Source organism: Pseudomonas sp. NFACC43, from assembly GCF_900119645.1.
GTDB lineage: Bacteria > Pseudomonadota > Gammaproteobacteria > Pseudomonadales > Pseudomonadaceae > Aquipseudomonas.
In genome coordinates, this window is record NZ_FPKK01000002.1 from 620,766 (window position 1) to 630,076 (window position 9,311).

Annotated in this window: 8 protein-coding genes; 4 read left to right on the forward strand and 4 right to left on the reverse strand. The window is 60.6% G+C overall.

Annotation, left to right across the window (positions count from 1 at the left end):
* Positions 1-63 precede the first annotated feature (63 nt).
* Entirely contained in the window at positions 64-771 is a 708-nt protein-coding gene (locus BT179_RS06750; RefSeq protein ID WP_072389848.1) for a 3'-5' exonuclease, read from the reverse strand.
* The gene (locus BT179_RS06755) at positions 768-2,702 is read right to left on the reverse strand and encodes a putative nucleotidyltransferase substrate binding domain-containing protein (RefSeq protein WP_305367269.1); all 1,935 of its coding nucleotides are present in this window, start codon (positions 2,700-2,702) and stop codon (positions 768-770) included. The genes BT179_RS06750 and BT179_RS06755 overlap by 4 nt, the downstream gene beginning before the upstream one ends.
* Before the next feature lie 257 nt (positions 2,703-2,959).
* Here BT179_RS06755 and BT179_RS06760 point away from each other — a divergent pair, with 257 nt between their 5' ends.
* On the forward strand, positions 2,960-3,406 hold the full coding sequence (locus tag BT179_RS06760) for a response regulator (RefSeq protein ID WP_072389842.1): 447 nt from the start codon (positions 2,960-2,962) through the stop codon (positions 3,404-3,406).
* A 250-nt stretch (positions 3,407-3,656) separates the two neighbouring features.
* On the opposite strand, the gene BT179_RS06765 is transcribed toward BT179_RS06760, so the two are convergent.
* The gene (locus tag BT179_RS06765; RefSeq protein ID WP_072430857.1) at positions 3,657-5,834 is read right to left on the reverse strand and encodes a malate synthase G; all 2,178 of its coding nucleotides are present in this window, start codon (positions 5,832-5,834) and stop codon (positions 3,657-3,659) included.
* A 435-nt stretch (positions 5,835-6,269) separates the two neighbouring features.
* Between BT179_RS06765 and BT179_RS06770 the strand changes: the two genes are divergently transcribed.
* Positions 6,270-6,788, forward strand: a complete 519-nt coding sequence (locus BT179_RS06770; RefSeq protein WP_072389836.1) for a glycine cleavage system transcriptional repressor — start codon at positions 6,270-6,272, stop codon at positions 6,786-6,788.
* A gap of 217 nt (positions 6,789-7,005) precedes the next feature.
* Here BT179_RS06770 and rarD read toward each other — a convergent pair whose 3' ends face one another.
* Entirely contained in the window at positions 7,006-7,893 is an 888-nt protein-coding gene (gene rarD, locus BT179_RS06775) for an EamA family transporter RarD (protein WP_072430856.1), read from the reverse strand.
* Positions 7,894-8,139: 246 nt separating this feature from the next.
* Here rarD and BT179_RS26955 point away from each other — a divergent pair, with 246 nt between their 5' ends.
* Entirely contained in the window at positions 8,140-8,442 is a 303-nt protein-coding gene (locus BT179_RS26955) for an IS3 family transposase (protein ID WP_072430580.1), read from the forward strand.
* Positions 8,439-9,275, forward strand: coding sequence for an IS3 family transposase (locus tag BT179_RS06785; protein WP_072430581.1), 837 nt, complete (start codon positions 8,439-8,441; stop codon positions 9,273-9,275). The genes BT179_RS26955 and BT179_RS06785 overlap by 4 nt, the downstream gene beginning before the upstream one ends.
* Positions 9,276-9,311: the final 36 nt, after the last annotated feature.

Consider the following 9,311-nt stretch of genomic DNA (forward strand, 5'->3'; position numbering starts at 1 on the left):
GTGGTGTTGCACATCCTGCATGAGGGCTGGCTCCCACAAGCGCAGCGTGTTCGCCAGCTCAGGTCAAAGCGAAGGGGCCTGTTGTCGCCGTTTCCATTGGCCCAGGCGCTGCTGCAGGTCCAGCGGACTCTGGATCTGTTGCTGGCGAGCGCGGCTGAACAGGATCAGCGCCAGCTCGGCGGTGGCGAGCGCGTCGGCACTGGCGTTGTGGCGATCGAAAACCTGCAGCTTGAACCAGTCGACCCATTCATCCAGGCCGGCCTTGCGCAGGTGGGCTTGGGGGGTGAGCATCGGCGCCAGGTCCGCCACGTCCAGGAACGGGTGCTGCAAGCGGTAGCCCAGGTAGTCCTTCAGTGCGCGTCCGAGCATGTGAGCATCGAACGGTGCGTGAAAAGCCAGCAGCGGACTGTCGCCGACGAACTCCATGAAGGCCAGCAGCGCCTCGGCCGGGTCGCTCCCGGCGGCGATGGCACTGGGCGCCAGGCCATGGATCAGCACACTGGGGCCCAGTTTTTCCTTTTCGCATTGCAGGGTGCGTTCGAACTGCTGGCTGAAGTCGATGGCGCCGTCTTCGATCACTACCGCGCCAATGGACAACACCTGGTCCTTGTTCAGGTTCAGGCCGGTGGTTTCCAGGTCCACCACCACCCAGCGCTGCTCCCGCAAGCTGCACTCGCCCAGGGGCGTGGGCGTCGGCAGTTCTGCCAGGCGTCGCTGCAACGAGTCCGCAAGCATTGGCGGGGCCGGACGCAGCCAGGAAAACAGGTTCACAGCTGGTACCTCAGCGTCAGGCTGCTTTGCAGGCGTTGGGCCTGGCGCAGGGATTCGCGCAGGATGCGACGGTCCAGGTGATTGAGGCTGTCGGGATCGACCCGGTTGGAATAAGGCAGGTTTTCGCGGGTCTGCAATTGGTGTTGTTGCATGCGGGTCTGTTGGATGAAGTGGTACGCCTCTTCATAGGCCGCGCCATCCAGCGCTTCGATCACACCCTTGGCCACCAGCTGCCGCAGGCGCTCCAGGGTGTTGTTGGCCTCGATGCCATTGGCCAGCGCCAGCAGGCGGGCCCCATCGACGAAGGGGGTGAGGCCCTGGACTTTCAGGTCGAGGGTGGCTTTTTCGCCGTTTTTGCGGCTCAGCACGAAATCCCTGAAACGCCCCACCGGTGGCCGATGGCGCAGGGCGTTATCGGCCATCATGCGTTGGAACAGGCGGTTATCGGCCACCTGGTCGAGAATCTGCCGGCGTAACTGTTCACAGCCCTGTTCATCGCCCCAGACCACTCGCAGGTCGAAATAGATGCTCGATCCCAGCAGGTTTTCCGGCGTCGCCTCGCGAATGAACGCCGCGAAGCGCCGGGCCCATTCGGCGCGGGACAGGCATAGCTCGGGGTTGCCGGCCATGATGTTGCCCTTGCACAGGGCGAAGCCGCAGAGCGCCAGGCTCTGGTTGATCTGTTGGGCGATGGGCAACAGGAGGCCGCGAATCTGCGCCGCATGGGCCGCGTCCCGGGCCTCGAAGAGTATGCCGTTGTCCTGGTCGGTGTGCAGGGTCTGCTCCCGTCGACCTTCACTGCCGAAGCATAACCAGCTGAACGGTACGCCTGGGTCGCCCTTGTCGGCCAGGGTCAGCTCGATGACCCGGCACACTGTATGGTCGTTGAGCAAAGTGATGATATGGGTGATCTGGGTCGACGATGCGCCGTGGGCCAGCATGCGCTCCACCAGTTGGCCGATCTCGCCGCGCAGGCCTACCAGGTTCTCCACGCGCGGAGCGTTGCGAATGGTCCGTGCCAGATGCACCAGGTCGACTCGTTGCAGCGAAAACAGGTCCCGCTCCGAGACCACCCCGCACAGCCGATGCTCCTTGACCAGGCAGACATGGGCGATGTGGCGTTCGGTCATGGCGATGGCCGCATCGAAGGCACTGTGGTCCGGCGTCAGGTAGAACGGGGTCTGGGTCATGTGCACCGCGATGGCCTGGGAAAAATCCCCGGAACCGTCGGCCACCACATGGCGCAGGTCGCGCAGGGTGAAGATCCCCACCGGCGCTTTCTGTTCATCCACCACCACGATGCTGCCGACCTGCTGCTCGTGCATCAGCTTCACGGCTTCCCGCAGCGGCGTGTCAGGGCTGCAACTGACCGGATGACGCATCGCCAGCTCACCCAAGCGCGTATTGAGCGAGTACTGGGTGCCGAGGGCCTGCGCGGACTTCTGCTGGACTTGCTGGTTGACCTGGTCGAGCAGGCTGCTGACCCCACGCAGGGCGAAATCGCGAAAGGGGCTGGAAAGGGCGAACAGCTTGATGAAAGCCTGCTTGTTCAATTGCAGGCAGAAGGTGTCCTCGCCAGCCCGGTGCTCGGTGCGTGTCGCGCGCTCGCCCAGCAGCGCGGCGAGGGGAAAGCACTCGCCCGTGGTGATTTCGAACGTGGTCTCGGTGCCACCCTTGGCCGAATGTGGACGCTCTCCCACTACCCGGCCCTGCTTGACGATGTAGAAATGCTCCACCGGTCCATCGGCCGGCTTGATGATGGTTTCGCCCGGAGCGTAGAACCGCAGCAGGCATTGCTCCACCAGATAAGCCAGGTGAGCGTTCTCCATCTGGTTGAACGGGGGGAAGCGCTGGAGAAACTGCAATGTGCCCTGGATGTTCTGCAACACCGCGGTTTTCCCTGCCTGGATGAAGGCGTCCGCTTTTTTCATAACCATTGCGAGTCTTTTTTGAATTGTTGTGGTCGGATCTGTTCCCCATGGTCAACCTCTGCGGGTGGGGTGCCCATTGGACGTAAGTCTAGGTCTCGGCAAAGGACTGCCATGACGGGAGAAGCCCGCGCGGCGCCCTGAAAAAAACTTCATTGAATCTTCTTGGAAAAAAATCCGACGAAGTGCACATTGAAGCGCTGCCGAACGATGTCTGACCACTGAGCCAGGGGATCGATTTCAAGAACGTAGAGAGCATCATGTCCGACCACGATATTTTGAGTGACGCCGAGCGCGAGGCGCTGAATGCCGTCATGCTGGAACCTGACCTGCCACCGCAGCGCGTCCTGATCGTCGACGACGACAAGGATGCCCGCGAATTGCTGTCGGAAATCCTGGCATTGGACGGCATCCGCTGCATGACCGCGGCCAGCGGGGAAACCGCGCTCAAGATGTTGGAGACCAAGCCGTCGATCGGCCTGCTGATCACGGATCTTCGCATGGGTAATGTCGATGGACTGGAGCTGGTGCGCCTGGTGCGCGAGTCCGAGCGGGCCGCGTTGCCGATCATCATCGTGTCCGGCGATGCCGACGTGAAAGATGCCATTGAGGCCATGCACCTGAGCGTGGTGGACTTCCTGCTCAAGCCCATCGACACCGAGAAGTTGCTGGGGCTGGTCAAGCATGAGTTGGGGATGGATCTTTGAGGTCGCCAGTGGAACCTGAACGGTGGTGAGAAAATTCATCCCCGCTGGCTGCGCAGCAGCCCAGCAAGCTGATTCAATTAACCTGACACGCCGAGCCGACAGGCTTCAGGGTTGCCTGGCAACCCAGCGGTATCCCTCGCCACAAAAGCAGCGCTTGGCGTTATTACCGGTGTTGGCATTGTTGTTACTTCCAATGAAAAAGCCCTGATCTTTCGATCAGGGCTTTTTGCGTTGCGTCTCTACCGCTCAATCACAACCCATTGGCTGCCTTGAACTCGCGACGACGGCGGTGCAGCACCGGCTCGGTGTAGCCGTTGGGCTGCTTCGTGCCTTCGATCACCAGCTCGACCGCCGCCTGGAAGGCGATGTTGCTGTCGAAGTCCGGCGCCAGCGGGCGGTACAGCGGGTCGCTGGCGTTCTGGCGATCCACCACCGGGGCCATGCGCTTGAGGCTTTCCATCACCTGGTCTTGCGTAACGATGCCATGGCGTAGCCAGTTGGCGATGTGCTGGCTGGAAATACGCAGGGTCGCGCGGTCTTCCATCAGGCCGACATCGTTGATGTCCGGCACCTTCGAGCACCCCACGCCCTGGTCGATCCACCGCACGACATAACCAAGAATGCCCTGGGCATTGTTGTCCAGTTCGTTCTTGATCTGCTCCGGCGTCCAGTTCGGGTTCGCGGCCAGCGGGATGGTCAGGATGTCATCCACCGAGGCGCGGGCGCGCTTGGCCAGTTCGGCCTGGCGGGCGAACACGTCGACCTTGTGGTAGTGCAATGCGTGCAAGGCCGCGGCAGTCGGCGACGGTACCCAGGCGGTGTTGGCCCCGGCCATCGGATGGGCGATCTTCTGTTCGAGCATCGCGGCCATCAGGTCCGGCATGGCCCACATGCCCTTGCCGATCTGGGCGCGACCTTGCAGGCCGGTGCTCAGGCCAATGTCGACGTTCCAGTTCTCGTAGGCGGCAATCCACTTCTCGGCCTTCATATCCGCCTTGCGCACCATCGGCCCGGCTTCCATGGAGGTGTGGATTTCATCGCCAGTGCGGTCCAGGAAGCCGGTGTTGATGAACACTACACGCTCGCTGGCGGCCTTGATGCAGGCCTTGAGGTTGACCGTGGTACGGCGCTCCTCATCCATGATGCCGACCTTGAGGGTATTGCGCGGCAGGTTCAGCACATCTTCGATGCGACCGAACAGCTCGTTGGTGAAAGCCGCTTCCTCCGGGCCGTGCATCTTCGGCTTGACGATGTAGATAGAGCCGGTACGGCTGTTGCGCCGCGAGGTATTGCCGTTGAGGTTGTGGATCGCCGCCAGGCTGGTAACCAGGCCATCGAGGATGCCTTCCGGCACTTCGTTGCCGTGCTTGTCGAGGATTGCGTCGATGGTCATCAGGTGGCCGACGTTGCGCACGAACAGCAACGAACGGCCGTGCAGCGTCAGGCTCGAACCGTCGACGGCGGTGTACGCCCGATCGGCGTTCATGGTGCGGGTGAAGGTCTGGCCACCCTTGGACACCTGCTCCGACAGGTCGCCCTTCATCAGGCCGAGCCAGTTGCGGTAGATCACCACCTTGTCGTCGGCGTCCACCGCCGCGACGGAGTCTTCGCAGTCCATGATGGTGGTCAGTGCGGCCTCCATCAGGATGTCCTTGACGCCGGCGGCGTCGGTCTGGCCAACCGGGGTGCTGGCGTCGATCTGGATTTCGAAATGCAGACCGTTGTGCTTGAGCAGCACGGCCGCCGGAGCCGAGGCGTCGCCCTGGAAACCGATCAGTTGGGCATCGTCACGCAGGCCGCTGTTGCTGCCACCCTTGAGGGTGACGACTAGCTTGCCGTCGACGATTTTATAAGCGGTGGAATCGACATGAGAGCCTGCCGCCAGGGGAGCGGCTTCGTCGAGGAAGGCGCGTGCGAAGGCGATGACCTTGTCGCCGCGTACCTTGTTGTAGCCTTTGCCTTTCTCCGCGCCATCGGCTTCGCTGATGGCGTCGGTGCCGTACAGGGCGTCGTACAGAGAGCCCCAGCGGGCGTTCGAGGCGTTCAGGGCGAAGCGGGCGTTCATGACCGGCACCACCAGTTGCGGGCCGGCCATGCGGGCAATCTCGTCATCGACGTTTTGCGTCGTGGCCTGGAAATCCGCTGCTTCTGGCAGCAGATAACCGATGTCTTGCAGGAAGGCTTTGTAAGCCACGGCATCAAGGACCTGGTCGGCACGTGCCTGGTGCCAGGCATCGATACGTGCCTGGAAATCGTCGCGTTTGGCGAGTAGGGCTTTGTTCTTCGGCGCCAGGTCGTGGATGACCTTGTCGGCACCGGCCCAGAACGCGTCGGCGGTGAGGCCGGTTCCGGGAATGGCTTCGTTATTCACGAAGTCGAACAGGACTTTGGCGACCTTAAGGCCACCGACTTGAACGTGTTCAGTCATTGCTTGCCTCACTCTGCTCAGCTATTTCGCTTTTCAGCTCTCGAATTTGACAATGAAGCCTCGGGACATTTAAAGCACAAACCCCGGAACCAGTACATGCCATCACTGGCGGCTGGGTATCAAGCCTTGCGGATAGGGCTTTTCAGGGATGCGACTGCGCCTTGAGCCGACATCGGTCCAACATTATGTAGTGCGCGCTGCGGAATACTACATGATCAGTTGCGGTTGTGAAAATTAGACTAATTGCGTCGTTCCGCGACCGACTAAAGCAGTACAGTCACGGCGAGGCATGAGATGTTCTCAAAAAACAGATGAATTGTTCCAGATAAAAATAAAAAACTGTACACGATTTGCCAGATGTCCATCTGGACGCATGTGTCGCAGGAGTGTGTGCTCTGCCTATACTTTCGCTTCTCACAACAAGAGGGCTGCGCCATGGACCACTTGGTCATCACAGTTTTTGCCCCGGACCGGCCCGGGCAGGTCGAGCGCATTGCCGACTGCATCGCCGCGCATGGGGGTAACTGGCTGGAAAGCCGCATGTCGCGCCTGGCCGGGCAGTTCGCCGGGATCTTGCGCATCAGCGCCCCGGCCGAATCCCAGGAAGCGTTGATCGAAGCCTTGCAGGGGCTGTCGGTGAATGGCATTCGCGTCCTGATCGCAGAAAGCACGGTGGAGCAATCCTGCGACTGGAAACCCATTGCCATGGAACTGGTGGGTAACGACCGTCCCGGTATCGTGCGGGACATCACTCGATTGCTGAGCGAGCAGGGTGTCAACGTCGAGCGCCTGGTGACCCATGTCGGGCCGGCGCCGATGAGCAGCGAGTTGTTGTTTCACGCCGAAGCGATCCTGGGCGTGCCGTTGACCCTGTCGCTGGACACCTTGCAGGAACGCCTGGAAACCCTGGCCGATGAGTTGATGGTGGAGCTCAAGCTCAGCGACGAAGCGTGACGAAGGTTATCCAAGGAAAAACTGCGCCTGCCTGTGGATAACCTGTAGAGACCCGGCTCCAGCCCAAGCCCGCCGGGCCTCAGCGAGGAATGCTCAAAAAATCATCAGTTTTCAAGGGCTTGTGCACAAACGGCGGGGATCACGCTGTGGATAACCTTGGGAAGGATGAGCGCAGGCCACGCCAGACGTGGCCTGTAGATGGTTGTGCGTTTTTTGATCAGCTGCGTCGACGCATGCTGATCACCGCATCGACGCTGTACACCGCCAGCCCGGCCCAGATAAACAGGAACGCCACCAGTGTGCTGGGCGACAGGTGCTCACCAAACAGCATTACGGCGAGCAGCAGCACCAGCGTCGGCGCGATGTACTGGAGAAAACCGATGGTAGTGTAGGGCAAATGCCGTGTTGCGGCGTTGAAGCACACCAACGGCACCAGCGTCACGGGGCCTGCCGCCACCAGCCACCAGGCTTCGGAGGTGGTCCAGAACGCCGCCTGGGCACTGGTGGCCGTGGGATTGAACAACAACCAGGCGATGGCGATCGGCACCAGCATCCAGGTTTCCACCACCAGCCCTGGCAGGGCCTTGACCGGTGCCTGCTTGCGGATCAATCCGTAGAAGCCGAAGGTTAGCGCCAGCACCAGTGACACCCAGGGCAGGCTGCCCACTTGCCAGACCTGCTGCGCCACGCCGACCGCCGCCAAACCCACCGCCAGCCATTGCATGCGGCGCAGGCGCTCGCCGAGGATCAACATGCCCAGCAATACGTTCACCAGCGGGTTGATGTAGTAACCCAGGCTGGCTTCGAGCATGCGCTCGTTGTTCACCGCCCAGACGTAGGTCAGCCAGTTGGCCGCGATCAGTGTCCCGCTCAGGGCGAGGATCGCCAGGCGCTGTGGGTTGTCCCGCAGTTCGCGCCACCAGCCCGGGTGTTTCCAGACCAGCAGCAACGCCGCGCCGAACAGGGCCGACCACAGCACCCGATGGATGATGATCTCCACCGACGGCACGCTGGCGATGGCCTTGAAGTAGATCGGGAACAGACCCCAGATGATGTAGGCACTCAGGCCCAGGATATACCCGCGGCGCGGGTTGGCGGCTTGCATGCAGAATCCTTGCTTAGGCAGCTAACAAAGGCGTGATTGTAAGGAGATTTTTCGGGTTGTGCTGTGAACCTTTGTGAGCGTTTCACTGCAATCCCCTGTGGGAGCGAGCTTGCTTGCGATAGCGGTGGGTCATTCGACAAGGGCGTCGAATGTTCGAGCGTAATCGCGAGCAAGCTGAACTGGCCTAATGATTTTGGATACCTCAATCGGGCGCTATGATAGCGCCCAAATCTGAGGTGTTTGGCTATGCGTAAATCCTATTCGAGAGAGTTCAAACTCAAGGCCGCCAGCATGGTGCTGGACGAGGGGCAATCGGTACCTGAGGTCTGTGTCGGTTTGGATATTGGCCCTACAGCCTTGCGCCGTTGGGTCGATCAGGTTCGTCAGGAACGCCAAGGTTCAACGCCGGCAGGGGCCAAAGCGATTACCGCCGATCAACGTGAGATCCAGGAGCTCAAAGCGTTGCTGCGGCAAAAGGATCGGGATATCGAAATCCTAAAAAAGGCCAGTGCTCTCCTGCTTTTGGACGCCAAAGATCACTCTCGTTGATCTGTGAGCTGGGCGAGCAATACGGCGTCAATGAGTGCTGTCGGGTGCTTGGCATCAACCGCAGCAGCTTTTACGCCTGGCGTCAGCGCCAAGACAAAGTGAATCCTCGGCGAGAAAAGCTCAAGGCCGTGCTGGTCAAGCATCACAAGGCGTCGAGAGAGTCGGCGGGGGCCCGCACCTTGGCCAAGCAGTTGCAAGCCAGCGGACACAGTGTCGGGCGGTTTATGGCTCGCAGTTTGATGCGAGAGGCAGGCATTGTCAGTCGTCAGCGCAGGCGTCATAAGTACAAGTCACCAGGGGTGGAAGCGCTGGTGGCGCCACACATACTCAAGCGCAAGTTTGATGTGACGGCGGTTAATCAGGTGTGGTGTGGAGACGTGACGTACATCAAGGTGGGCAAGCGATGGCTGTACTTCGCGGCGGTTCTGGATTTGTATGCTCGCCGGGTGGTGGGTTGGGCGTTTTCGATGATCTCCGATGCCACGTTGACCTGCGAAGCTCTACGAATGGCGGTTGAAGTGCGCCGTCGCCCTGCAAACGTGCTGTTTCACTCCGACCAGGGTTGCCAGTACACCAGCCATAAATTCAGGAATGTACTGATGGAACACGGGCTACAGCAGAGCATGAGTCGTAAAGGCGAATGCTGGGACAACGCCCCAATGGAGCGTTTCTTTGGAAGTCTGAAATCAGAGTGGGTACCCGAAACAGGCTACGAATCCGAGCATGAAGCCCGAGCGGATGTGCAGCGCTATGTATCGCGCTACAACACCGTCAGGCCTCATAGCTACAACGACTATCGGTCACCAGTCGCCAAAGAACGGCTGGCGGCGTAAGCCTTAACTGGTGTCCAAGATTACTTGACCAGTTCA